The organism is Mariniflexile maritimum (genome assembly GCF_009746565.1).
Classification (GTDB): domain Bacteria; phylum Bacteroidota; class Bacteroidia; order Flavobacteriales; family Flavobacteriaceae; genus Mariniflexile; species Mariniflexile maritimum.
In genome coordinates this window covers 1-26,217 of sequence record NZ_WRPN01000016.1, presented here as the reverse complement: position 1 = coordinate 26,217, position 26,217 = coordinate 1, and the positions used below count along the sequence as shown (strand labels likewise).

Here is a 26,217-nt window from a genome sequence, read left to right as displayed (position 1 = left end):
CATGCGTAAAAAATTGAAAAATAAATACTAAATTTAACCACAAATGAATCGATTTTGAGCGCTTACTTAGCTATGCTCACTTTCATCCGCTGCAAGTGGTTCACTTTGCCCGCCCTATCCACTTATATAGAAGTTAAAAAAGTCCTTCAGTTTTTAAAAACGTATTACACTAAATTAAACACCAATAAGGAAGAAGTAATGAAAAGCAATGATGAAGTAACAAATAAACTAAAATGGATTGGAAAGCCTTCTCAATTAGGGTTTATAATTTCAAGTCTGGCGAATTTAGGTTATATAGAAACACCATTAAAAAAAGATGGCGAAATAAATTACACACAATTAGCTAAATTAGTAAAAGAAACTTTTGAAACAGAAACAACTGAAAGTACATTATCAAAATACTTAAATTTAGATTCTGAAAAAGGGCAGGAAACAAGTAGGAAGTTTAGCAGTTATAACTTTAATATTCCTCATTTAAAAACAATTAGCTAACACGATTATAATTTGAAAGCAATTACCAAATTTTTAGAAGCTTTATCTGATAATTATTACGAAAAGTTTCTCATAGAAAATCCATATATCCAAAAGGATTACGAAAACAAATATTATTCAGAAGTACTTTATAACAAAAAGGTTTATTATGAAATTGAGTTAGATGATATTTCAACATTAATAACAGAAATACTATTAAAATTAAAAGCGAAATATAAAAAGGCTATTAGCGAGGTTTACATTGAGATTGCTAATAAATCTTCAAGCGAAATTCATAGTATTATTGAGAATCTTATAAAGTCGGTTAATGTTAATCTAAAAGTGATTAAAAATGACTTTTACATTTATGATAAAAATTCAAGATACTTTTCTGAAACTAATTTTAACAGTCAAGACTTTTCCATACAATCAGCAATTAACCTTTTTTCGGAAGAGATCAACAACGGAAAATATTTCGATGTAAATAAAAATGTGTTCTCATCTTTCGATTTATACTACGAAAGTGAAAGAGGTTTTGTTTTAAGCTATTTGCCTGTAGCATTATTTACTATCGGTAATGCCTTTATTTTAGAACTTATAAGAATTAAAGAAGAAGCAATAAGTAATGAAATAAAAATAGCTATTCCAGAAACCTCAAAACTTAAATGGGATGGAAAACCTGCTCATTTAGGTTACATTATAGGAATGTTGGCTGATTCTGAATTTTTAGACGCTCCAAAAAGAGATAGTGGAGACATTAATTATACGCAATTTGCTAAACAAGTTTTAAATGTTTTTAATGTAAATACGACAGAAAACACACTCTCAAAATATTTAAACACTACTACTGAAAAAGCCCAAGAAACAAAGAGAAAATTTGATGAAATAGGTTTTGATATACCACATAAAAAACGAGTAAACTAATACCGTTCGAGTACCTTCCGGTACGTTTGTCAAATCACTTCTAATCTACTTTTACATCGTCGAACATAAAAACGTATCACGATGGAACAAAGTAAAATCACACAAGTTTTCGGTATCACACCTTCCGAATTAAAAGAAGACATCATCAATGATGTAAGAGCAGAATTAAATGTAATTGCTCAAAATTTCCAACCCATTAAGCCTGCTGAATATCTCACACGTCAGGAGGTCGCAACAATCCTAAAAGTGTCTTTAGTTACCCTTACCGATTGGAATAAAAAAGGAGTACTCAAACCGTATCGATTAGGAAATTTAATCAGATATAAAAGGGATGAAATAGACCAGGCATTAATTGCAATTTTTAATTCTAAAAATAAGCAATAATGAAATCATTTAAAGACACTACGATTAACGAATGGAAGAAGTTATTAGAACGTTTTGAAACGCTTTTAAATACGCTTGAAAAGCGCATTCCACAAGACCCTGAACTTATATTACTTGACAATGCTGATTTATTACAACTGTTTAAAATAAGTCATAAAACAGCGCAAAATTGGAGAGATAATAAAGTCATAGCCTATTCGCAGATTAATAATAAAATTTATTATCGATTAAGCGACGTCAACAAGTTATTAGACAATAATTACAAGCCAACTACCACAAAATAATCCACTCACTTTTAAAACACAACAAGATGCCACAAGTTTCAATTTTCAAAGATTTTACTAATAAGGTTGAAGATGCTCCTTTACAGCAAATAATCACAGATATAAAAGAAGGTAAATACAAAAATCATATAGAATCAATTCGTAAGCTTAAAAAGAACGGAAATAATCACGAAGCCAACGAACTAAAAAAACACCTTTTAGGTTTTACCACATCGGGAATTTTTAATAATGGAAGAACAGCAGATACTATTTCAGAATATAGCGGTTTTGTAATACTTGACATTGACAAACTTTCAAAAACTGAATTAACCCGTATTATTCCAATCGTTTATTTAGCAGTTTACACGTATGCAGCTTTTATAAGCCCAAGTGGTAATGGAATAAAAATTATAGTTCCTGTAAGTACACCTAAAGAACAACATAAAGAAGCTTATAATCAAGTAGTAAGTTATTATGAACAAGCATTAAATATTGATATCGATACCTCTGGAAGCGATATATCAAGATTATGTTTTATGTCTTATGATCCTGAATGTTATTTCAATAGCGATGCAGAAACCTATAAAGTTAGTATTAAAGAAAAACCTTTAAAAATAGTTTCCTCAAACCCTCATATCCCTATAAACACGAATACTTCGGATATTGAAAAATACATTTTAGAAATTGAAGCTAAAGGAATTGACATAACCTCTGGTTATGCAAATTGGAGAAATATAGGGTTTGCGATTGCTGATGAATATGGCGAAAACGGTAGAGAGTATTTTCATAGAATAAGTAAACAACATACAGAGTATGATGCTAAAGAATGTGACAAACAGTTTACAAGCTGCCTAAAGGCTAATGGTTCAGGAGTAACGATGTCAACATTTTATTATTTCGCAAATCAAGCAGGAGTAAACCTAAAGAATAATGAAATATTAAATAATGATAATAACACCAAACAGAATAAAAAAGAAACCGAAAAGCTCCCAACATTTCCAGAATCTATATATGAGAATCTTCCTGAATTTCTAAAACAAGCAGTGTATTACGGTTCAACCAATCAAGAAAAAGATATGCTATTATTAGGTGCATTAACGTGTATTAGTAGTTGCTTGCATAAAGTTTATGGTATATATGATAATGACAAGGTGTATTCTAATTTATTCTTATTTGTAACAGCTCCTGCATCTGCAGGTAAAGGAAAATTAAAATGGTGTAAAAGCATTATTTACCCTGTACATATCGCATTACGTGAAGAAGCTAAAATATTGAAAAGTAATTATGAAAGTGATTTAGCAGTTTACAACAAGAATAAGAACAAAGACGAGAATTTAGAAAAACCTCAAAAGCCACCAGAAAAAATGCTATTTATTCCTGCAAATAATAGTACAACAGGCGTATTTCAACTATTAGCAGACAGTAAAGCAAGAGGTATCATTTTTGAAACCGAAGGAGATACTTTATCACAAGCTTTTAAAACAGATTACGGCAATTATAGCGATGGATTCCGTAAAGCCTTTCATCACGAAACAATAAGCTATTATAGAAGAACAGATAGAGAATATGTAGATATGGAAAACCCCTGTTTATCTACAGTATTATCCGGCACACCAAAACAAGTTTTGGCGTTAACACCTAATGCCGAAAATGGTCTTTTTAGCAGATTTATATTTTATTATCTCAACATATCTCCTAAATGGAAAAATGTATTTGAAGATAAATCAAATAATGGAGTAGGCGAATATTATAAACAATTAGGACAACAATTTTTCGACATCTATGCAGTATTAAAAAGCAATGATGAAATAAAAATTGAATTAACTACAGAACAACAAGAGCAGTTTCATCAATATTTTTCCAGTATTCAAAATCTGTATTTAAGTGTACAATCCGAAGAATATATTGCAACCGTTAGGCGTATGGGCTTAATAGCATTTCGCTTTATGATGATTTTTACTGCATTGAGGATTACTGAAGATGGCGACTTATCTAATCCAAGAGTATGTATGGCTGAAGATTTTAATAACGCTTTGGCAATGGTGACCGTTTTAATTAAACATAGCAGTAAAGTATTTTCAAGTTTACCTAAAGATGATTCTCCAGTCACTTATAAAAACAGAAAAGAGCAATTTCTAAACAAATTGCCTTATAAATTTACAACACGCGAATATGTTATTATTGGGCAAGACTTAAATATACCTAACAAAACTGCCGAAGCATACATTACAGAATTTGTAAAATCCAATCTACTTTCGCGAGAAATTCAAGGGCAGTATATAAATAATACAGCTACAAAAAATGAGGGAATAAGGGAAACCGGGTAAAAGAATCCTTATTTCCTCGTCTCCCTAAAAACCTTAATTCATTTATTTGCATAAAAATATAACGTATAACTGTGTATTAATGTAAAGTAAATACTATATTTAACATTCAAAATGACTCCCTATGAATCGTATTAAAGAAGTCCTTGAAGCAAAAGGTATTAAGCAGGTTTGGTTAGCAGATAAGCTTGGCAAAAGTTTTAATACCATTAATGGCTACGTGCAAAACCGTACGCAACCCAGTCTTGAAGTACTGTATGAAATAGCAAAAATATTAAACGTCGATCCCAAAGAACTATTGGACACCAAATAAAAGAATTATTATAAATGGCTAAAACAAAAACAAAAAAAGAAGAACCTTTAGAAAAAGTCTTGTGGGCTACTGCTAATAAATTAAGAAAAAACATTGATGCAGCAGAGTATAAACACGTCGTATTAGGGTTAATTTTTTTACGATACATTTCTGATGCTTTTACTAATTTATATGACAAATTAAAAGCAGGAGAAGGTGAATATGCAGGTGCAGACCCTGAAGATAAAGATGAATATAAAGCAGAGAACGTGTTTTTTGTTCCTACAACAGCAAGATGGAGTTATTTATTAGACAATGCTAAAAATCCAGAAATTGGTAAGTTTATTGACGCTGCTATGGATGCCATAGAAAAAGAGAATCCACGATTAAAAGGAGTGCTTCCAAAAGTGTATGCTAAAGAAAATTTAGATACTACCAATCTTGGAACATTAGTAGACAAAATAGGAAATATTGCATTTGGTGATATTAAAGAACGAAGTGCTGATGTATTAGGTCACGTCTTTGAGTATTTTTTGGGAGAATTTGCGTTAGCAGAAGGAAAAAAGGGCGGTCAGTTCTATACTCCAAGAAGTGTTGTTGAGTTATTGGTAAAAATGTTAGAACCATATAAAGGTCGTGTTATGGACCCTTGCTGTGGTAGTGGTGGCATGTTTGTACAATCAGAAAAATTTGTTGTAGAACATCAAGGAAACATCAATGATATTTCTATTTATGGCCAAGAAAGTAATCAAACTACCTGGCGATTGGCTAAAATGAATTTAGCTATTAGAGGTATCGATAGCTCCCAAGTCAAATGGAATAATGAAGGTTCATTTTTAAAAGACGAACACAAGGATATAAAAGTTGATTATATTATAGCAAACCCACCTTTTAATGATGACGATTGGAGTGGTAGCTTATTAAGAAAAGACGGTAGATGGCAATATGGTGTACCACCAATTAATAATGCAAACTATGGTTGGATTCAACATTTCTTATACCATTTAGCACCAACAGGGCAAGCGGGTTTTGTCTTGTCTAAAGGGTCTTTAACTACTAAAACATCAGGTGAAGATGTTATTCGTAAAAACCTAATTGATGAAGGTTTAGTTGATTGTATAGTAAACTTACCCGCTAAACTCTTTTTAAATACTCAAATTCCAGCTTGTTTATGGTTTATGAGTAAAAACAGAACCAATGGGAAATTCAGAAACCGTAAAAACGAAATATTGTTTATTGATGCGCGTAATTTAGGTCACCTTATTAACAGACGTACACGCGAATTTTCACCAGATGATATCGACCTTATTTCTGATACGTACCATAATTGGCGTAATCCCAACGGAAAATATGAAGACGTCGCAGGTTTTTCTAAATCAGAAAGTATCGAGCGCGTTAAAGAATTAGATTATGTGTTAACTCCAGGTCGTTATGTAGGTTTACCTGATGAGGAAGATGATTTCGATTTTAAAGAGCGTTACATAAGTCTTACAGCAGAATTTGAAGCACAATTAAAAGAAGAAGTCATACTCAATAAACGCATAACCGAGAACCTAGCTAAAATTAAAATCAATGAGTAAACAAGAAGATATACGATGGGAACAGCGCTTTAGTAATTATATCAAAGCGTTAGATAAATTAGATCAAGCCGTAATAAAGATTGTAAACGATTATGAAATTGATGAAGAAGGAAATATTGATGATGATGAGTTTTTAGACGACATTATTAAAGAAGGCTTAATTCAACGCTTTGAATACACCCACGAATTGGCATGGAATGTAATGAAAGATTACGCAGAGTATCAAGGAAACTCTACTATAGGAGGATCACGTGATGCAACTCGAGAGGCTTTTCAACTAAAATTGATTGCTAATGGTAAGGTTTGGATGAATATGATTATAAGTAGAAACAAAACATCGCACACATACAACGAAGAAACAGCTAACGAAATTTTCAATCAAATTATAAACGAGTATCATGCTGTTTTTATAGCTTTTAGAGATAAAATGGAGACTTTAAGAAGCGGAAAACAAGGCGATATATTTGAAGAAGAATAATGTACGGACTAGAACAAGAAGACATACAAAAAATAAATACGGTTTTTAAAAACCATTCGACAATAGAAAAAGCTATACTTTACGGTTCTCGTGCTAAAGGTAATTATAGAGCCAATTCTGATATAGATATTACATTAGTAGGTGAAAAGTTAAACTTATCTCAACAATTTACTATTGAAACCGAGTTAGACGCCTTACTCTTACCTTATAAAATTGACCTTTCAATTTTTCATAAAATTGAAAACCAAGACCTTATAGACCATATTAATAGAGTTGGAATTGATTTTTTTGAAAAGAAAAGCGAAGATTGGCGCATTGAAAAACTCGGTAATATTATAGAAGTTAAGTATGGAAAAGATCACAAAAAACTTGAAGAAGGTAGTATTCCATGTTTTGGGAGTGGTGGATTGATGAGATATGTTAACAAACCTATTTATGAGGATGAATCAATATTAATCCCTCGAAAAGGTTCTTTAAACAATATTATGTATCAAAACACACCATTCTGGACAGTAGATACAATGTTTTGGTCAAAAATAAATAAGGATATAGTAATTCCTAAATTTTTATTTTATCAATTAACCTTAATTGATTACACTTTATTAAATGTTGGTTCAGCAGTACCGAGCTTAACTGTTCCAGTCATTAATGATATTGATATAGACTTGCCAAATCCTAAAGTACAAGAAGCTATAGCAGAAGTTTTAAGTAATATTGATAATAAAATAGACCTACTTTATCGTCAAAATAGAACTTTGGAATCTTTGGCTAAAAATTTATTTAGGCAATGGTTAATAGAAGAAGAAAAGGAAGATTGGGAGCAAGAATCTTTAAGTAGTATTGCCGTTTTTTTAAACGGTTTAGCATGCCAAAAGTATCCACCTAAAAATGAAATAGAAAAATTACCTGTACTAAAAATCAGAGAATTAAAAGAGGGTTTTACAGGTAATTCAGATTGGGCTTCAACCGATGTGGATAAGAAATATTTAGTATCAAATGGTGATGTCATTTTTTCTTGGTCTGCATCATTGGTAGTTAAAATTTGGGATGGAGGCGATTGTATCTTAAACCAACATTTATTTAAAGTAACATCAGAAGATTATCCAAAATGGTTTTATTATTTATGGTGTAAATATCATTTAGCAGTATTTATTTCTATAGCTAAAGCGCACGCCACAACTATGGGTCATATTAAACGTGGAGATTTAGATGATGCTATGGTGTCTATTCCAACACCTACAGAGTTGGAAAAAATGGGAGAAACATTTGCACCAATGATTGATAAAATCATAACGAATAATAAACAAATAAAAACATTAGAAAAAACGCGAGATACTTTACTGCCAAAGCTTATGAGTGGTGAGGTTAGGGTTGCTATGACTTAATACCGGTATTATGAAAGAATTTATAAAAGGTAAAAAATATACACACCAAGAATATATGGAGCTTTCTATTGAAGAAATGAAAAAATCCATATCAGAACATAAAGACAAGGAAGACCCTAAAGTGGGTGCGGTATTGGTAGATAAAGATGGTGCCTATTTCGACAAAGCGCATAGAGGTGAGTTAAGGTCTGGAGATCACGGAGAATTTACATTGTTGGAACGTAAATACCCTAATGATGATTTATCTGGTTTTACATTATACACAACACTGGAACCATGTGTAAAAAGAAAAATTCCTAAAAAAGGTTGTTATAAGCGATGTATCAATGCCAGACTTAAAAAAGTGTATATAGGACATTATGATCCAGACCCAACAGTTTCCGGAAATGGTGTACGATTATTAGAAAATGCAGGAATAGAAGTTGGTTATTATGACAAGAAATATGAGGAACAAATAGCAAAGGAAAATGCCAAGTTTTTTAAAGAGGCATCAAAAAGAGCAGAAGATGAAAAAACGAAAGAGATACAATCTGCTTTAAACCCTATAGAAAATGAATTATTAGAGTTTCAATTAGACGATTTATCAGAACAAGCACAAAATGAAATGATTAATCGAATGGGCTTACCATACCGTTACGGTACAGATGGTTTTAATGCTTACCTAAATAGAATGAAGCTTATAAAGGTTGATGAAGAAACACTAACAGCAAGACCAACAGGTTTAGGTTTGTTAATGTTAGGAAAAAGTCCGGAAGATCACTTTCCCCAAGCACGGATTAAGCTTACTATTAGAAAACCAAATGCAGAACCAATCATAAAGGATTTTAACGGTGCTTTAATTTTGCTGCCTCAAGCTATTGAAGAGTATTTAGAAGTTGTTTTTCCTAAAGGTTTTTCTTCTCGTAAATCCTTTAACAGAACCGAAAATGTTGAAGCTTCTGCATCTGCCGTTTATGAGGTTATAATGAACGCGATAGTCCATAGAGATTATGCTATTGATGGAGCAAGAATTATGATTGATATCACAGATGAGTCAGTAGTAGTTTCAAGTCCAGGAAAACCTATTTGTACTCTCGAACAACTTAATAATTTTACAGCACCATCATTTAGTCGTAATCCTAAAATTGCTCATATATTCTTTGAAATGGGATTTGTTGAGGAAAGAGGTTTTGGTATGGAAGAGTTAAGTAAGTTTCAAAACTATGGTTTACCAAAACCTGTTTATACGTTAGAGAATAACACTTTAAAAACAACTTTGTTCAGAGAAATAGACCCTAATAAACAAACTATTGTTAAAACGGAATTGCCTGGCATTAGTTTATTGCGTGAACATAAACGATTAACAACTAAACAGTATGCAGAACTTTCTGGTCTTAAAGATCGGCAAGCACGTAATCATTTAAGAGCATTGTTAGATAATGATAAAGCAACCAAAGATGGTAATGAATATATATGGAAAGAATAATTCGGCAATTTCCAGATTTTTTCAGCGACTCGGCATTGCCGATTTTGCCAATTTCATTGCCGATTTTTAGTTCTGTAAGCGATTTTCGGCAATTCGGCATTGCCGATTTTTCGATTTCATTGCCGATTTTTAATATCGGTAGCGATTTCGGCAATTTAGCATTGCCGATTTTTACTCGTTTGCCGATTTTAAATAAATCTAAAAAAGTAAAAGATGAATTTTAAAGCATTAAAAAAATATAAAGAATCCGGAACCGTATTTTTAAGTAAAGGAGATAATTTAAGAGCAGAAACAAAAAGCATCCCCAATAAACCCGGAATCTATTTATTTTATGAAATAAATAAAAATAATGATGTTTTAAAATATATAGGTGCATCTGGAACAATGCTTCAAAACGGAAAGTTTAGGGGCCAAATGATGCGTAACCGTATCAATAACAAAATGAATAGTTCACATACAAGAGCACAATTTTTTGAAAAATATTTTAAAAAGTCTAACTGCGATTTAATCCGTATAGATTGGTTTGCAACCCATAACGACGAGTTTTTAGATTTACCAAAATATGTTGAAGCCAATATGCTCCAAGAGTTTTATAGTGCATTTGGTAACCTACCAGAGTGGAATAATAGTTTTTAATAATTTTTAAATAATATGGCTGTAGAATTATATTGTGTTAGAGCAGATTTTGGAAGGTATTCCCAACATTTTTTAGAAGGTGGCTATATAGCAATAGGCTGGTTGCCTGAATACGATTTATCTAAAATCCAAAAACGTGATGAATTATACCCTTTATATAAAAAATCACATCCTAAAGATACAAGTAATGTTGTTATCGGTCAACAAGTGGGGCAAATAGCAAGATTTTTATTGGAGATTAAAGAAGATGATTATGTAATTGTTCCCGCTAGTAATACAGAATTCATCTATTACGGTATCGTTCAAAAAGACGCATATTTTTATGCAGACAATTCAGATGGTTGTCCATTTACACACCGTAAGAAAGTAAATTGGCACAAAACCCCAATACAAAGAAGCCAATTTTCGGTACCTTTTCAAAATACAATTCGCTCTTCGTTAACAGTTTTTTACATTAAACACAAAAGAAACTTTTTTACTTCCATTGGACATCCCGAATTAATTTCGGAATATGACAAAAAAGTAGAATTTGATTATTATAAAACCATTCTGAATAAAATATTAGAATTAGATGATCAAGAATTTGAGATACTAATTACTCATATTTTGAATGCTTTAGGTTTTGAAGGTTCAGAACATAAAGGTAAAGTTGGTGATGGGGGTGTAGATGCAACTGGCGAATTAAATGTTGCCAATATGGCAAAAATTAAACTATTTGTTCAGGCTAAAAGATATAAACTCGGAGCACGTATTTCTGCAAATGTTGTAAAGGCTTTAAGGTCTAATATTCCATCAGGAGGTCAAGGTGCATTTATAACCACTGCAGATTACCAGAAAAAGGCAAAGGATATAGCAGTAGAAAATGGATTCCCTCGAATTGGTTTAATTAATGGCAACCAATTAGTTGATATTTTAGCAGAAAGTTGGGAAGATATACCAGATGAATTTAAAGATAAGTTAGATTTAAAAGTAGGCTTGGTCCCGAATTAATATGATGACGAAATTATTTGAAGACGATATAGAGCAGTTAGTAATTGAAGAGTTACAAGCATTAGGTTATCATTATGTATATGGTCCTGAAATTGCACACGATGGCGAATTTCCAGAAAGAGAATCATACAGTGATATTGTTTTGCATAACCGCTTAAAAGCAGCTATTGAGCAACTAAACCCTAAAATCCCTAAAGAAGCACAAGAAGAAGCTTTTAATCAGGTATTGCGCATAAATTCTCCCGATTTATTAACAAATAACGAAGCCTTCCATAAAATACTTACAGAGGGTATTAAAGTTTCTTACCGCAAAGAAGGAGTTTCTCGTGGTGATATTGTTTGGTTAGTAGATTTCGACAATGTGAAAAATAATGAGTTTTTGGTTACTAACCAATATACCATCATTGAAGAAAACAGTACCAAAAGACCCGATATAATATTATTTATTAACGGTTTACCTTTAGTAGTTATCGAGCTTAAAAATGCAATTGATGAGAATGCAACTATTAAATCAGCATTTAAGCAAATACAAACTTATAAAGCTACTATTCCAAGCCTATTTACATATAATAGTCTATGTATAATTTCCGACGGTTTAGAGGCTAAAACAGGTTCGGTTTCTGCTGGTTTTACAAGATTTATGTCTTGGAAAACTTCAGATGGTGTTAACGAAGCCTCTCATTTAGATACACAAATAGAAACACTTATTAAAGGCCAACTAAATAAAAAATCTTTATTAGATATCGTTAGATATTTCATTGTGTTTGAAAAATCCAAAAAGGAAGATTTAAAAACCGGAATAACTACAATTGATACAGTTAAAAAAGTTGCAGCATATCATCAATATTATGCGGTAAATAAGGCAGTAGAGAGTACCGAGAAAGCTGCTAAAGAGAATGGAGATAGAAAAGGTGGAGTTGTATGGCATACACAAGGGTCAGGCAAATCTTTATCGATGGTTTTCTATACAGGTAAAATAGTTCAAGCTTTAAATAATCCTACCGTTTTAGTAATTACAGATAGAAATGATTTAGATGATCAATTGTTTGATACGTTTGCTGCTTCAAAACAATTATTAAGACAAACTCCTATTCAAGCGAATGATAGACAGCATTTAAAGGAATTATTAAAAGTAGCTTCAGGTGGTGTTGTGTTCGCAACCATTCAAAAGTTTCAACCTGATGAAGGAAATATTTATGAAACATTAACCGAACGAAAAAATGTTATAGTAATAGCAGATGAAGCTCATCGTACCCAATATGGTTTTAAAGCAAAAACAGTAGATGATAAAGATGAGAAAGGAAATATTATTGGAAAACGTATTGTTTACGGATTTGCGAAATATATGCGTGATGCTTTACCAAATGCAACATATTTAGGATTTACGGGGACTCCTATTGAAAACACAGACGTAAATACGCCTGCGGTTTTTGGGAACTACGTTGATATTTACGACATAGCCCAAGCGGTTGAAGATGGAGCTACAGTCCGTATCTTCTATGAAAGCAGATTAGCTAAAGTAAATTTAAGTGATGAAGGTAAAAAATTAGTAGAAGAATTAGATGAAGATTTAGCAGAAGTAGACTTAACAGACACACAAAAAGCAAAAGCAAAATGGACACAATTAGAGGCACTTATAGGCAGTAAAAATAGAGTAACTAACATTGCCAAGGATATTGTGAACCACTTTACAGCAAGACAAGAAGTGTTTGAAGGCAAGGGTATGATTGTAAGTATGTCAAGGCGTATTGCTGCTGATTTATATGATGAAATCATTAAAATTAGACCAGATTGGCATCATAAAGATTTAGATAAAGGAGTTATTAAGGTTATTATGACGGCAGCATCTTCCGATGGGCCAAAAATGGCAACTCACCATACAACTAAAGAGCAAAGGAGGGCATTGGCGGAGCGAATGAAAGACCCTACAGATGAATTAAAATTAGTAATTGTTCGTGATATGTGGCTTACAGGTTTTGACGCACCTTCAATGCATACACTTTATATTGATAAGCCAATGAAAGGTCATAACCTAATGCAAGCTATCGCAAGGGTTAACAGGGTTTATAAAGATAAACCAGGAGGGTTGGTTGTAGATTATTTAGGGATAGCTTCAGATCTTAAAAAAGCATTGTCTTTTTATTCAGATAGCGGTGGTAAAGGTGACCCTACTATAGCCCAAGAACAAGCTGTGACTTTAATGCTTGAAAAATTAGAAGTGGTTTCACAAATGTTTTTAGAGAAGCCCGTTCAAGGTTATTCTAAAGAATTTCAGGATTTAGTAGAAGACCCTACAGTACCTTATTTAGGTAAGAATGAAGGTTTGCTTTATGAAGAATATTTTACTGCAGACACAAGAACAAAATTAAAAATTATTTTAACAGCCGAAGAACATATTTTAAGTTTGGAGGATGGTAAAAAACGTTTTATTAAAGAAGTAACAGGATTGTCTCAAGCTTTTGCTATTGCTGTCCCTCACGATCAAGCAATGGACGTTAAAGATGAGGTGTCATTTTTTCAAGCAGTAAAAGCACGTTTATCAAAATTTGATATTACAGGGGAAGGTAGAACTGATGAAGATATTGAAACAGCAATAAGGCAAGTAATTGACAAAGCATTAATATCTGAACAAGTAGTTGATGTATTTGATGCAGCAGGAATTAAAAAACCTGACATTTCAATTCTTTCAGAAGATTTTTTGATGGAAATAAAAGGAATGACACATCAAAATATAGCTTTAGAAACTTTAAAAAAGTTATTGAATGACGAAATAAAAGTAAGAAGTAAAACTAACTTAATGCAAAGCAAATCCTTAATGGATATGTTAGAAAACTCTATTAAGAAGTATCAAAACAAGGTTTTAACAGCGGCAGAAGTCATTCAGGAACTTATTGAACTAGCAAATCACATTAAGGATGCTGATAAAAGAGGAGAAAGTTTAGGGCTTTCTGAATATGAATTAGCATTTTACGATGCAGTTTCAAATAACGATAGTGCTAAACAACTTTTAGGTGACGAGGTATTAAGGGAGTTAGCTATTTATTTAGTAGAAACGGTAAGACAAAATGCAACTATAGATTGGACAATTAAGGAAAGTGTTAAAGCTAAATTAAAGGTGATGGTAAAAAGAGCATTGCGTAAATTCGGTTACCCGCCAGACCAACAAAAATTAGCAACTGATACAGTGTTAAAACAAGCCGAGTTATTAGCAGATTTTTGGAATTAAAGAAGTAGATAGTTTTGACACAATATAAAATATTAATTGACTTTAGAAATATTACAAGTCATTTTCAGATTGTAGAATGTTTAACTGACACATTTAACGCTAAATGCGGTGATAGTGTTCATTTTGAAATTAATTTAAACACCTATTCATTACTATATGCAGACCATTTATTACTTATTAGCACTACTGTAAATCATTTAAGAGAACGTGGTATAAAAGTTTCTGGTCATTTTATAGGTTTTGTTGAAGGGTCAGACAAGGCAAATTATGCAAGTAGAATTAACTTCTTTCAGCAAATCGGTTTTAATTATCAGGAGAATTTTTCAAGGCATAATGCTTCAGGGCGTTTCACAGAGATAAAAAGGTTTGATGATTCTAATGCTATAGAAATTCATAAAGAAATAATGTCAATTTTGGTAGATAAAGGAGCTATCAATGAAGATATGCTTATTGTTCTTGATTATTGCCTTTGGGAAGTAATCGACAACTCTATTAGGCATTCGCAATCTGATGGTACTTTAAGCAATGGGAGTGGTTATATCTGTTGTCAGTATTTCCCAAATAAAAATCAAATTAGATTGATAATCGCTGATAATGGTCAAGGAATACATAAAGCTCTGACTGAACACCCTGACAGCGAGTATAAACATTATGATGAAAAACAAGCAGTATTTCATTGTATAGATAAAGGAGTTACAAACAGTACGGGTAAAGGTTTTGGACTATGGGCTACAGCAACTTTAGTTAAAGAAAATGGCGGAAAATTAATAATTCATTCTGGTAATCATTCATTAGAAATAGATAATGAGAAAAAGATTGAAAAATCAAGTAGTTGGCAAGGCGCATATACATATTTAAGGGTGAATACAGATGTCTCTGTTAATTATGATAAAATATTCCCAGACAGCACACAACGCAATGCTTTTGAAGAGTTTAAAGATAATTTATTAGGAAATATCGATGAACTTTGGTAAGTTTGGCACGTATTTAGCGACGAATAAACCAATGCAAATCAATTTTGGACATATAAATAATAGTCTTGGAACAAGAGTTTTAGGGCGTAAATTACGTTTAGAGATAGAAGAATCTTTAAGAAACGATGATTTCGTTATATTCAATTTTGAGGGAGTTAACTCTATCTCACATTCTTTTGCAGATGAATGCTTCGGTAAGCTTTTATTGTCATGGAACATTGAAGATTTAAAAGCAAAATCTACTTTTCAAGGAACAAATGCTTTAATCAAAAAAGCAGTTGCTTTTACACTTAAAGAAAGAGCCTCTGAAATGGTTCTAGCTTAAATATACCAATCAACATTATTTATTATTTAATTATCCTTTACCTGTTAGGAAATGAGGTTTTAAGGGAATAGTAATTTATAACCCAATTAGAATAGCCCCAACTAATAGAATATGTTGTGCAGGTAATAAGGTGTTCGTCAGTCGTTCCATTTAGTTACATAAAACATATCTGCAAGCCAATTATTTATTTTACGTTATTACTAACAAAGGAAAGCTTTCTCCAATTCAATAATATATCCTATTCAAAGGGCTTGCATATACCATAAATAGCACCACTGCGGCGACACGTCCTCGTTGGTACTATTTATTTGTTTTATTTCACACATTCTCTCCTTCCTCACCCGTAGCTACTTTTGTACCCAAACCCAATAAGGTTTCGCTACGCGAGTTTTTTTAATTGGGTACAACCGCTACTTAATGTTATGCGAGCCTGCGGGTCGCTTCGGGCAAAACCCACTTAACTTTAGTTTTATTATGATATTTATGGAATCTTTTATACACAATTATTTTTATTATAATTTGATTAAAAAGTATGGGTTTACGGGTGTCATATTTTTTGAAGTTCCCAAGTTTGCAAATAAGATAACCGCAGTTAGTTTAAGAATGTTTAATGGTAATATTAAAAAATTTAAAGTTCAATAAATTTGGTACTTCAATTAATACTGCGGATTATCCTATTTCGCAAGCAGCACACAAGAGCAACTCATTCAGTCGGTAATTCCATCCAACGCTATATAGTTTTTACATTACGGTTTGGCTTTCAATAAATCAAATTTTATTTTTTCCTCAAATCCTTAAAACCCTCAACCTCTCAAATACAATCGTATTACGCCAAACCTTAAATGAAAACAATTTTCAAACCTTACATTACCTCTTTCATTCCTTGCACTTGCCTAAACTTTAATATTCTGAACTACCAATAAAAATACTTCTGATACAATATTTGAATCAAAAAATCCGCCACCCTTGCGGTAAACCGTTGCTGTGGTACGCCCTTTTGCAGAAAAATGCAACGGGCTATTTACCACAACACCCTTGCTCAACTCGCAGCCGGCTCGCGCCTTTTAGATTACCTGCGGAATAATATATTTAGATAACATTTAAAACAATTAAAAATGATAACAAAAACAATTCAAATCCAAGAAGTAACAATAGATGAATTAGCAGAAAAAGTAGCTGATAAACTCTTGTTAAAAATTGAAAATTATTTACTAAAAATTGGTGCAACCAAAAATGAAGTACTACTAACACGTCAAGAAACAGCAGATTATTTTAAGGTTAGTTTAGTAACTATACACCAATGGGTAAAATATGGTATTTTAAATCCAGTTCGTTTTGGTAATCGTGTCTATTTTAAAAAGCAAGCAATTTTAGAATTAATCGATAAGCAAACAACAAGAATAAAATAAAAAAGATAGCAAAAATAGGTAGCTTTCTACAGCCCACGCTCAATCCTATCAAGGTCAAGCCCTACGGGTTTTGAAAAAAATCTCCACCTCACAACATTTTAGTTTTGATTAAAATATTTTCTTTAGGTAGTATTTTTTCCAAAAACCTTGACAGCATTACCCACGCTACCATAACATCCAGCTGTCTTTTTTCTTTTCTTAAAAAATTAATAGGAAGGGTTTACGGTTTGATTAATACTTATACCTATTGAAGAAAAAAAGGGAAAAACAAAGCATAGGAGGGTATTCAATGAATTTGAAAGCCTAAACCCTCAAAGATTAACGTAATTTACTATATAAATTGATAGGGTTTAACTCCTTATCAAGTCCGTACCAAGTCCGAATGAGTATTAATTAAAAAATGTTATATGTTATGGGAAAAATAGCCCAAGGAATTTTAGGAGGATTATCCGGAAAAGTAGGAAACGTTATTGGTGGTAGTTGGAAAGGTATTGATTATTTAAGAATTAAACCTTCAAGTGTTGCTAATCCAAGAACTGTAGGACAAGTGAATCAAAGAAACAAGTTTACAGTTACTTTAGAGTATTTACAACCAAATTTAGCCTTTGTTCAAAAAGGTTATAAGAATTATGCAGTTAAACAAACACAATTTAATGCTGCAATGTCTTATGTTTTGAATAATGCTATAACAGGAGTAGAGCCAAATTTCAATGTTGATTTTGCGACTGCTTTATTAAGTAGAGGGAATTTATCAGGAGTATTAAACCCTGGTACAGATTTAGCAACACCAGGAGAAGTAACATTCAATTGGGACGATAACTCTGCGGAAGGAAATGCTAATGCAACCGATAAAGCAATGTTGTTAGTTTACAATCCGAGCAAAAAGGAATCTATTTCGCAATTAGAAGGCGCAGATAGGACTGTAGGAACTGAAACGGTAATTATACCATCAACTTATGCTGGAGACACTGTAGAGCTGTTTATGGCTTTTATTGAAACTGATGGTTCAAGAGTATCAAATAGCGTTTATTTAGGTAGTGGTACGGCATCTTAAAAGTGATCCTAATTAAATGGTTAAAAGACCGTTACATTAATTTGTAGCGGTTTTTTTTTGCGCTTTTAGTATAAAAATAAGTGGGGATTATGTGGGGATATATCAAAAATAAAAACCCTAACTAATTGATTGTCAATCGTTAGGGTTTGTTTTTAGCGGAGAAAGAGGGATTTGTCATCCATTTCTAACCGATTGATATTGTTGATTTTAATATCTTTTAATTTCCTAGGGTCTCGCTTTTGCATCTATAAATAACGTGCAAATTTTTCGAAATCTTATAGTACAAATTTATGAAAATTAGATGATTAAACAAAGTCAATTATCAAAATTATTGTTCATTTATTGAACTGGTTATTGAAGTAAAAAATATGTAGAATGAAGTTTAATAATTGATACTTTTTTTAAAAACCTCATCCGATAATTAAAGGTTCTACTTGTTCAATCTTTAAGCTAGTGTAATTACAGAACTCCTCAACTGATACAAACTCATTTTCAAGCTTATTCAGGTCACTTCTTATCTTTTGCAATAATCTTGCACTTTGTCTATAACTCTTTCCTGTAATACGTTGTATGTCCTTTGGGTAGATACACAACCTCTTTTTTTCAATTTTCATACTTTATCTATGCCTTTGACTAGACTTTGAGTTAGCTAAAACCTATCTGAATTAAAAATTTGAAGCCATAAAATTAATCATTCTTTGAACTGGTTCAGAAACGATTAATGAACTTGTTGTAATGCCTTTTGTGTCGATTTTGGACATATGTGTCATAAAATGACAGTTATTTCTTCTTGTATATAATCTTGTTTCAAATTTGCTTTAAATCATTCAAAAATAGTTGCAACTGATTTATAGAATGAAGGAGATTTTAGATGAATGTTTAACAAAATTTTGAAGTTATGGCTAGACAGAAAGGCATAATTAAATTGAAAGGTACTATCGGAGATATTACTTTTTACAAAACGCAAGATGGTCACTTAGCAAGAGAAAAAGGTGGAATTGACGCTAGTAGAATTGCTAGTGACCCTGCGTTTCAAAGAACTCGTGAGAATGGTTCCGAGTTTGGTAGAGCTGGTAAAGCAGGAAAAATGCTTAGAACAGCTTTGAGACCATTGCTTTTAAATTCTGCCGATGGTAGAATGGTTAGTCGTTTGACACAAGCGATGGTTAAAGTTATTCAGGCGGACACTGTTAGTGAACGTGGTTTACGTAACGTGATTGATGGAGAAGCTGAATTGTTATTTGGTTTTGAATTTAATATTCGTGGAAAACTTGGAACAAGTTTGTTTGCACCGTTTGTGGCAACTATTGACCGTGTGGCTGGAGAAATTACTGTGGATTTGGCATCATTTATTCCTGCGAATATGATTGCTGCTCCAAGCGGAACAACTCACTATAAAATCATTTCTGGTGGAGCTGAAATTGATTTTGAAGCTGAAACGTATGTAGTTGCTACCTCAGAAACGGCAATTTTGCCTTGGGATGGAACTGCTACTGCTCCAATTAATCAAGTGAATGCGGTTACACCAGCTAGTACAAAACCTTTGTTTTTGGCTCTAGGTGTTGAGTTCTATCAGGAGATAAATGGACAAATGTATCCGTTGAAAAATGGTGCTTTTAATCCATTATCAATTGCGAAAGTTGATAGCGGTGTCTAATCACTATTCAGTCACAGTTGACAGTATTCACTAATGGTACTTTTATTAACTAGAACTTATTTCCCTGAAGGAACCAATGGTAAACTCGAATGCGAAGGTAAATTAATTTGTAATACAATTGAATTGCCTTGGAGAATGAACCGAAAGAGAGTTTCCTGTATTCCGGAAGGGAAATATTTTATTAGAAAGCGATATAGTAAGAAATTTAGATGGCATTTAGAAGTGGTAGATGTTGAAAATAGAAGTTTGATTTTATTTCATCCTGCTAATAATGCTATGAAAGAATTAAATGGTTGTATCGCTCCCGTTACTAAGCTTTCTGGACCAGGTTTAGGTTTACTATCAAGAAAAGCTTTTGAGAAGCTTAAAACTTTAGTTTATACAATCTTAGACAGACAAGAAGTTGTTGAATTATTAATTATTTCTAAATTATAAATCATGAAAAAGATATTGAATCGAGTTTCAGCTCCTATACCAAAGTTTTTTAAAGTGCTTCGAACTGTTGGTTTGACTTTGGCTGCTGTTGGTGGAACTATTTTGGCTGCTCCAGTTGCTTTGCCCACAATTGTTATTACTATTGGTGGATATGTTGCAGTAGCTGGTGGAGTTTTGACAGCTGCAAGTCAGTTGACCACAACGAATGACAGCGAATAACCATACTTTAATGGGTACAGCTGGAGGCACATTTTTAAGTATTGTTCCGAATATTCAATCTGAAGATATTGCCAAAACGGTTATCTTAGCTACCGTTGGAGCAATTGTTAGTTTTACAATTTCGTTACTGCTTAAAAGCCTTAACAGGAAGCACAAAAAATAAGTTTAGCCCTAGTTGTGGTGACCTTTGGGTTAAATAAAATGAAGCCTAGTCGTAAGACCAGGCTTTATTTATTTATTGCAATAGCGGTATAAAATTACCCTACGCATATCGTTAATTAGATTGATGTTTTGATGAAATTGATTTTCTTTTTGTTCTAAAATTTTCAAAACTTCAACGTGTTTTACATGCTCTTCATGTTCTGCCATTAATGCTTTAGATTTTGGGAAAAATTCTTTTTTGAAATCAGGTAACCTTAAAAATGGAATTACTGACCCTACTAAATATTGATGCCAAAACTTTGTTTTCCATAGACTATAAGCAATGAAATATACATTTTCTAAATCTTCATCATTTTTAAAGATAATAACAAAGCTGTTTGTAAATGGTTCTTTTTGAGGTTTTCCACTATTTAACCCTTTGTTTAGAATAAATAGATGTGGTTGTGGGTAAAACGTTCCTTTCTGATGGGTTTTAATAATAAAGTTTAGCATGGCTTCCGATTTTAAATATTAGCTTCTCTTTTGCTCTTATTTTCATCTGAAATACTGGATTGCTTCGCTACGTTTACTCACGGATTTAGTTTGTTTTTTTTGTGTTCGTGAATTCCGCTTCGCTCCATTTCGCCCATTAAATTTTTTTCGCCAAATGTTATTTTAAATTGGAAGCGAAGAATATTCATTTCAAAAGAAAAAAAGAAAAAAAAGAAAGCCATTCGTCTAGTGGAGGGTTTCAAAAAAGCAAGTTTTTTTTAAAAAATACTACCACCCTAATTCGTCCTTTGGAAGTCGGGATTTATTGTTTGATGGAAAAGTTGTTTTGAAAACGCATGGGTGGTGGAGATTTTTTAAAAAACCCGCAGGGCTTGAACTTGATTTTTTGTAAACCCGGAACTTACCTTTGCTCTCTTTTTTTTTATTTTATTTTTTTGATTTCGGAGCGGTATTTTCTTTTGAATTCGGATTTTTTTGTTTCGGAGTTGGGTCGTCTTGCAAGGGTTTCAAATTTTGGGGCTGGATGAAAATACTAAAATCGATTAAAATGCTTTTTATCCAGAACCAAAATTTGAAACTCTTGCTGTTCTGTTTGATTTTTTGGGGTGCCTGGAAGTGTACAGTATGCAGAAATTAATGTTCAGTTGTTTCGGAGTTGGGAAGCACCTCAAAAAAACAATGCAAATACTACCGAGTGCGTTGGCAGTAGCGAAAGCAAGTGTGTGGTTTTTTGATTTGTTTGCACTTACTTTCTGATTGCTTTTTTGGGTGCTGGTGCTTCACTTTTCTTTAAATAGAAAGGCTTGAAGTTTGAATAATTTTCTTAGAAATTCTAAAAGCATCAGCAACCGGAAAGCAATTACTGCTTCATGTTCTGACAAATCAAAAAACCACACTCTTTCTGGGCAATTTTATCTTTTGAGGGTGCTTGAAAGTGTTCAGTATTCAGATTTTAGTGTTCAGTTGTTTCGGAGATGGGAAGCACCTTCAAAAGATAAAGCAAACACTACCGCTTTAAACACACAGCTGATAAAAACAATTGATGAATTTCCTACGAAGTGATGATTTGCTTTTTGAGTAGAAACGTTCTTATGAAAACCCGAAGGGTGACCCGCGAAGCCACGTGTTTTTGGTAGCTATGGTGGTGCGAGGAAAGCTACCAAAAATGTGTGGCTGGAGCGGGGCACTTGAGCGTGGGGTGAGCGGCTTTTTTACATAATGTTATTATAGGGCAATGCACCATTTTCTTTTGGAATACAATTTTCTTTATTGCCCTATAATGCCACATTATGTAACTAAGCTTGGGAAAAAAATTACTGGCATGAGTTGCGAAGCGTACGTGTTTTTGTTTTGTGCGTTGGGCAAGCTCTTTGCCTTACCCATCGGCATCCGAAAGTTTCTTTACTCGGTGTTCAAAGGTTCCAATCTTTTTACGAGTGATCCCAAATACATTAAAAAAAGCGTCTAAAAAGGGTTTCGCATCCGCTTCTTCATTGGTAGTGTCTTTCCATTCTTTGGAAAATTTAACTGCTCGGTCTTTTATTTCGTTCCAACTTAATGCCATCTAATGTTTGTTTAATTGTAAAGCCATATACCAATGGTAAAAAGCTTCTGGGTTATATTTTATTTATCTGACATAAAATTTTTAATCTTTCTGTTCACTTCTCTTTCCACTTGTTCAAAATCGGGTAAATCTTTGATTTGGTCGTTCATTGATTTTTTCCAACGTGCTTTGTATTGAGGTAGTTTTTGTTCTAGTTTGGCATGAAAATCTTCGGGTTTTAATTCTTTACTCGTGCATTTGTTCCGGAACTCATTAGTGAAATATTCTACCTCCATTTTTTCTATTTCTACTAAATACCAAATGTCATAGTAGTCTCTTGGTTGTGTGCGTTGCATGGTGCAGCGTAATTTTTCGACTAGTAATTCTTCTAGAGGATAGCATAATAAAGTGTATTCTTCTAAATCTGAATAATCCACAATAGCATTTTTTACTACTGGTTCAAATTCTAATTTTTCACTCTTAGAAATATCTACTTTCACTTTTTTATTGTTTCCAAAACCACCTAATGGACCTACATAACCTATATAGAAGTTTAGCCCGTCTTCTTTCTCCTCTTTTAATTTGTTCTCATCGTGTTCATCATCATCAATCTTTTTTAGAGGTATGTTTGCTTCTTCTTTAATTATATCAAATATTTCGTTGAACCATTCAAAAATTTGTTCGTTTGAAATTTCATTTTCCAATAGGGTAAAATCTAAATCTTCTGAGAATCGATAGTCTTCAAAATATACTTTCTTTAATACGGTTCCTCCTTTGAATACCACTATTTTTGAAAGTTGTTCGTGATTTGCTACACCCCAAAGTATCCAAGATAAAATGTAATCTTTCTCGATTTGTTGGTCGCGAACTCCTACTTGATTTGCTTTTTTTTGTATTTCGCCCGGTTTGATCATGTGAACATGGCTGATTTAATGGTTTCTATATCTAAATTTTGTTGAATACTCCAACGGCTATTTCTTTTACCAGTCTTAGGTAATTCGGTATCTAAAACCACATAAGATGCTGTTTTTAGTTTTTGTAGTTCTTGGATTATTTCTGTTTCTATTTCAAAGAGTTCTAAAATATACCCTAATCTTTTTACTACTGCCTGAGAATCGAATTTTATGGTGTATTCTAAAAGCTTCTTATAATCTAATTTCTCTTTTGTGCTGTATATGGCTCTTGCTACCTCTACAATTCCTCCTGCGTAATCGGGTTTGAAAAGGCAATCTATTATTGTCTTTTCAATATCAGAACAGCTTACTTTATTGAAATTATCAATCCATGTTTTCTTTTCTCCAAAAAAGTGACTTTCGTTATGATAGATAAATTGAAAAGTGATGTCTTTGATTTTTATTTCAGAAGGCCTGATTTGTTTTGCCACCACAATTTGCTCTTTTAAAGATGGTTGTGTTATTAGATTATGGATTTGTAATGCAGAATAATACCCTATGTAATGCTTTGCATCTTTTACTAAATACTTTACCAATATATGCCAATCGGGCATAAAGGTTTCTGCATTTTCTTCGTAAGGGATAATGTAATACACACCGTCTTTTATTCGCATTAGTAAGCCTCTTTTGGTCATGTCGCTTAATAATTCTCTAACGGTGCTTTCTTTGGTATCAGGAAACGCTTTTAAGGCTGTTTTAGACTCAAAACACACTTTCCCTTTATCATTGAAGTATGATAAAAGTTCGTTTGACTGTGTTGAGATGTATTTATGCTTCATAGTCTTATTGTCAGGATTAACCTGACTACAATGATACAAAATATAATTATAGGTTGTATCATTTGTTTTAAATTTATTCTTTATAGTAGCATTGTCAGGATAAACCTGATTATTTTACTACGAAACATCATTTTTATTAATAGTATCAATGTAAAACTGTAAATCATACAATTCAATCAACTCCTCTGTGTTGGTTGGTAAACATGCTAATTGCACAAAGTTAATATTCTGATATAATGATTTTTCTCCCAATACATCTTGCATGATGATGTAGATAGCTTGGTTCCAAGTTTTGGTATCGCAATGGATGTTGTAGTTTTTTAAATACACTATGATGTTGAGTTTTTTTGTTTTTTCGTCGTAAGCTAGTGGCAAAAATTTTATTTCGCTAGTTTTTATAGTTATTTCTTGAAATACATACGGCTCGTCTAAACCATCCATAATTTTTTCAATATGTACTGTAGGTTGAATGAATGCTGTGAATTTCCAATGTTTGAGTACTGGAGCGTGTTTTATTAATTCGGTTACCTGTGTAAAATATTCTGGATTTCCGTTTGCCGTAATGATTAGTTCGGTTTTTTCGGTTGGCTTTTTGGGGAATATAATCATGTAATCGAGTTCTTTGCAATAGAAACCTAAACGGTGTTTTATCCAATGGCTGATTTGTTTTTGCGATTTTGGTGTTTCGTTGATGAAGTTTTTTATGGTTTGGTTGTTGTCTTGGAACCAGTTCCAGAAGGTGTTTATTTTTCTCATAGTTTGTTTTATTTAACCGCAAAGAGCACAAAGATTTTCGCAATGTTCGCAAAGCAGTTGGATTATATTAATTTAGCGTTTGTCTTGTGTGGTTTTATCGAATGCGATGAGGTTTAACATGGCTCGTAATCTTGAGCGAACTCGGTTGCCGTACATCGTTTCGATTTCTGAAGCTGATAGGTTGGTAGTGATGTGTGTTATAACTTTTCTTGAGATGAATAGATCATATCTTGAGAGAATTATTTCTGCCATCACATTGCATTCATTTCCATAATATTTTAAATTGCTTTCTACTCCTAAATCGTCAAAGCAATAATTTTTGTATTCGGATTGAGAGTAACTACCACGGCTGTATCGATGTATGATTTCGTAGCCTTCTTTTATGAATTCAAAACTTATATCGCGACATGTTCTCATAAAGAATTTATTTTCTTTTTGGGTTATGTATTTCATTATTGTCATTAATGAGGTTTTACCCGAGCCTACCGGTCCAGAAAGTAAGATGCCTTTTGTTAGGTCTAATCCGAATTGATTTGCTGTTACCTCATCTTTTAAAAAATACGCTATTAGTTTTGTAATGTTTTCCATATCTGAATCAATGAAATGAAAACTTGAACCATAATCTTGTTTGGCTTTCTTTTCTAACCACACTAGAATTTCGGCATAGTTGTATTGTGTACTCATAACCTGATTTTTTATAGTGGTTCAGCATAGTTTTTATCTTCTGTAACTTGTAAGTGTTTTGCTTTTGGTTGTTCTTTTACTTGACTATTTTGAGGAAGATTTATAGTGAATTTGGCAGTGTTTAACATCCAATTACGAGCTGCTGCATTCCAATCAATCATTTTGGTTTTTCCACCAATGAGCCAGCCATTGCTGGTGTAGTAATTGTAAAATCGTTCAGCTTCAAATTCTGAATATTCTGCAAAAAACGGGCATAGTATACCACCCACAGCGGATTAAAGTGAGCATAGTGCGGCGGGTGAAAGTGAACCACCTACAGCGGATGAAAGTGAACCACTAAAAATCGATTCTATTTGT

At 32.6% G+C, this 26,217-nt stretch carries 29 protein-coding genes; 22 read left to right on the top strand and 7 right to left on the bottom strand.

The window, feature by feature from the left end; all coding sequences use genetic code 11:
* Positions 1-198 precede the first annotated feature (198 nt).
* The 22 genes from GQO80_RS15150 to GQO80_RS15790 all read left to right on the top strand — a co-directional run bounded on the left by GQO80_RS15150 (position 199) and on the right by GQO80_RS15790 (position 20,654).
* A complete protein-coding gene (locus GQO80_RS15150; protein WP_157209206.1) occupies positions 199-492 on the top strand; it encodes a hypothetical protein in 294 nt (97 codons plus the stop codon).
* A gap of 12 nt (positions 493-504) precedes the next feature.
* The gene (locus tag GQO80_RS15145; protein ID WP_157209205.1) at positions 505-1,395 is read left to right on the top strand and encodes a hypothetical protein; all 891 of its coding nucleotides are present in this window, start codon (positions 505-507) and stop codon (positions 1,393-1,395) included.
* A gap of 81 nt (positions 1,396-1,476) precedes the next feature.
* On the top strand, positions 1,477-1,779 hold the full coding sequence (locus GQO80_RS15140) for a helix-turn-helix domain-containing protein (protein ID WP_157209204.1): 303 nt from the start codon (positions 1,477-1,479) through the stop codon (positions 1,777-1,779).
* The gene (locus GQO80_RS15135) at positions 1,779-2,063 is read left to right on the top strand and encodes a helix-turn-helix domain-containing protein (RefSeq protein ID WP_157209203.1); all 285 of its coding nucleotides are present in this window, start codon (positions 1,779-1,781) and stop codon (positions 2,061-2,063) included. The genes GQO80_RS15140 and GQO80_RS15135 overlap by 1 nt, the downstream gene beginning before the upstream one ends.
* Positions 2,064-2,089: 26 nt before the next feature.
* Positions 2,090-4,369: a DUF3987 domain-containing protein gene (locus GQO80_RS15130; protein ID WP_157209202.1), complete on the top strand. Its 2,280-nt coding sequence runs from the start codon at positions 2,090-2,092 to the stop codon at positions 4,367-4,369.
* Between the two features lie 121 nt (positions 4,370-4,490).
* Positions 4,491-4,679: a helix-turn-helix domain-containing protein gene (locus GQO80_RS15125; RefSeq protein ID WP_157209201.1), complete on the top strand. Its 189-nt coding sequence runs from the start codon at positions 4,491-4,493 to the stop codon at positions 4,677-4,679.
* Between the two features lie 14 nt (positions 4,680-4,693).
* Complete coding sequence (locus GQO80_RS15120) at positions 4,694-6,238, top strand: type I restriction-modification system subunit M (protein ID WP_157209200.1); 1,545 nt, start codon at positions 4,694-4,696, stop codon at positions 6,236-6,238.
* Entirely contained in the window at positions 6,231-6,716 is a 486-nt protein-coding gene (locus GQO80_RS15115) for a nucleotidyltransferase substrate binding protein (RefSeq protein ID WP_157209199.1), read from the top strand. Before GQO80_RS15120 ends, GQO80_RS15115 begins: the two co-directional genes overlap by 8 nt.
* Positions 6,716-8,101: a restriction endonuclease subunit S gene (locus GQO80_RS15110; RefSeq protein ID WP_157209198.1), complete on the top strand. Its 1,386-nt coding sequence runs from the start codon at positions 6,716-6,718 to the stop codon at positions 8,099-8,101. Before GQO80_RS15115 ends, GQO80_RS15110 begins: the two co-directional genes overlap by 1 nt.
* Positions 8,102-8,111: 10 nt before the next feature.
* Positions 8,112-9,566: an ATP-binding protein gene (locus tag GQO80_RS15105; protein ID WP_157209197.1), complete on the top strand. Its 1,455-nt coding sequence runs from the start codon at positions 8,112-8,114 to the stop codon at positions 9,564-9,566.
* Complete coding sequence (locus GQO80_RS15100) at positions 9,554-9,790, top strand: hypothetical protein (protein ID WP_157209196.1); 237 nt, start codon at positions 9,554-9,556, stop codon at positions 9,788-9,790. The genes GQO80_RS15105 and GQO80_RS15100 overlap by 13 nt, the downstream gene beginning before the upstream one ends.
* A complete protein-coding gene (locus tag GQO80_RS15095; RefSeq protein WP_157209195.1) occupies positions 9,780-10,202 on the top strand; it encodes a hypothetical protein in 423 nt (140 codons plus the stop codon). Before GQO80_RS15100 ends, GQO80_RS15095 begins: the two co-directional genes overlap by 11 nt.
* Positions 10,203-10,217: 15 nt before the next feature.
* On the top strand, positions 10,218-11,192 hold the full coding sequence (locus GQO80_RS15090; RefSeq protein ID WP_157209194.1) for a restriction endonuclease: 975 nt from the start codon (positions 10,218-10,220) through the stop codon (positions 11,190-11,192).
* Position 11,193: 1 nt separating this feature from the next.
* Positions 11,194-14,418 carry a type I restriction endonuclease subunit R gene (locus tag GQO80_RS15085; protein ID WP_157209193.1) on the top strand — a complete coding sequence of 1,075 codons (3,225 nt, stop codon included), beginning with the start codon at positions 11,194-11,196 and terminating at the stop codon, positions 14,416-14,418.
* A 14-nt stretch (positions 14,419-14,432) separates the two neighbouring features.
* Positions 14,433-15,392 carry an ATP-binding protein gene (locus tag GQO80_RS15080; protein ID WP_157209192.1) on the top strand — a complete coding sequence of 320 codons (960 nt, stop codon included), beginning with the start codon at positions 14,433-14,435 and terminating at the stop codon, positions 15,390-15,392.
* 31 nt (positions 15,393-15,423) lie between these two features.
* The gene (locus GQO80_RS15075; protein ID WP_198037798.1) at positions 15,424-15,717 is read left to right on the top strand and encodes an STAS-like domain-containing protein; all 294 of its coding nucleotides are present in this window, start codon (positions 15,424-15,426) and stop codon (positions 15,715-15,717) included.
* 1,115 nt (positions 15,718-16,832) lie between these two features.
* Positions 16,833-17,126, top strand: a complete 294-nt coding sequence (locus GQO80_RS15070; RefSeq protein ID WP_157209190.1) for a helix-turn-helix domain-containing protein — start codon at positions 16,833-16,835, stop codon at positions 17,124-17,126.
* A 412-nt stretch (positions 17,127-17,538) separates the two neighbouring features.
* A complete protein-coding gene (locus tag GQO80_RS15065) occupies positions 17,539-18,180 on the top strand; it encodes a DUF6266 family protein (protein ID WP_157209189.1) in 642 nt (213 codons plus the stop codon).
* Between the two features lie 898 nt (positions 18,181-19,078).
* Entirely contained in the window at positions 19,079-19,837 is a 759-nt protein-coding gene (locus GQO80_RS15060) for a hypothetical protein (protein WP_157209188.1), read from the top strand.
* Between the two features lie 33 nt (positions 19,838-19,870).
* Positions 19,871-20,272 carry a DUF5675 family protein gene (locus tag GQO80_RS15055; RefSeq protein WP_157209187.1) on the top strand — a complete coding sequence of 134 codons (402 nt, stop codon included), beginning with the start codon at positions 19,871-19,873 and terminating at the stop codon, positions 20,270-20,272.
* Positions 20,273-20,275: 3 nt separating this feature from the next.
* On the top strand, positions 20,276-20,491 hold the full coding sequence (locus GQO80_RS15050; protein ID WP_026726274.1) for a hypothetical protein: 216 nt from the start codon (positions 20,276-20,278) through the stop codon (positions 20,489-20,491).
* Positions 20,492-20,501: 10 nt separating this feature from the next.
* Positions 20,502-20,654: a hypothetical protein gene (locus GQO80_RS15790; protein WP_198037799.1), complete on the top strand. Its 153-nt coding sequence runs from the start codon at positions 20,502-20,504 to the stop codon at positions 20,652-20,654.
* A 68-nt stretch (positions 20,655-20,722) separates the two neighbouring features.
* Here GQO80_RS15790 and GQO80_RS15045 read toward each other — a convergent pair whose 3' ends face one another.
* The 7 genes from GQO80_RS15045 to GQO80_RS15015 form a co-directional block, all read right to left on the bottom strand.
* Complete coding sequence (locus tag GQO80_RS15045) at positions 20,723-21,145, bottom strand: DUF6943 family protein (RefSeq protein ID WP_157209186.1); 423 nt, start codon at positions 21,143-21,145, stop codon at positions 20,723-20,725.
* Between the two features lie 1,375 nt (positions 21,146-22,520).
* On the bottom strand, positions 22,521-22,709 hold the full coding sequence (locus GQO80_RS15040) for a type IIL restriction-modification enzyme MmeI (protein ID WP_198037797.1): 189 nt from the start codon (positions 22,707-22,709) through the stop codon (positions 22,521-22,523).
* A 59-nt stretch (positions 22,710-22,768) separates the two neighbouring features.
* On the bottom strand, positions 22,769-23,602 hold the full coding sequence (locus tag GQO80_RS15035; protein ID WP_157209185.1) for a nucleotidyl transferase AbiEii/AbiGii toxin family protein: 834 nt from the start codon (positions 23,600-23,602) through the stop codon (positions 22,769-22,771).
* Positions 23,599-24,420, bottom strand: coding sequence for a type IV toxin-antitoxin system AbiEi family antitoxin domain-containing protein (locus tag GQO80_RS15030; RefSeq protein ID WP_026726282.1), 822 nt, complete (start codon positions 24,418-24,420; stop codon positions 23,599-23,601). The genes GQO80_RS15035 and GQO80_RS15030 overlap by 4 nt, the downstream gene beginning before the upstream one ends.
* A 117-nt stretch (positions 24,421-24,537) precedes the next feature.
* Positions 24,538-25,176, bottom strand: a complete 639-nt coding sequence (locus tag GQO80_RS15025) for a hypothetical protein (protein ID WP_157209184.1) — start codon at positions 25,174-25,176, stop codon at positions 24,538-24,540.
* Positions 25,177-25,248: 72 nt separating this feature from the next.
* Positions 25,249-25,860, bottom strand: a complete 612-nt coding sequence (locus GQO80_RS15020) for a P-loop NTPase family protein (protein ID WP_157209183.1) — start codon at positions 25,858-25,860, stop codon at positions 25,249-25,251.
* Positions 25,861-25,871: 11 nt separating this feature from the next.
* The gene (locus GQO80_RS15015; RefSeq protein ID WP_157209182.1) at positions 25,872-26,129 is read right to left on the bottom strand and encodes a hypothetical protein; all 258 of its coding nucleotides are present in this window, start codon (positions 26,127-26,129) and stop codon (positions 25,872-25,874) included.
* Positions 26,130-26,217 lie beyond the last annotated feature (88 nt).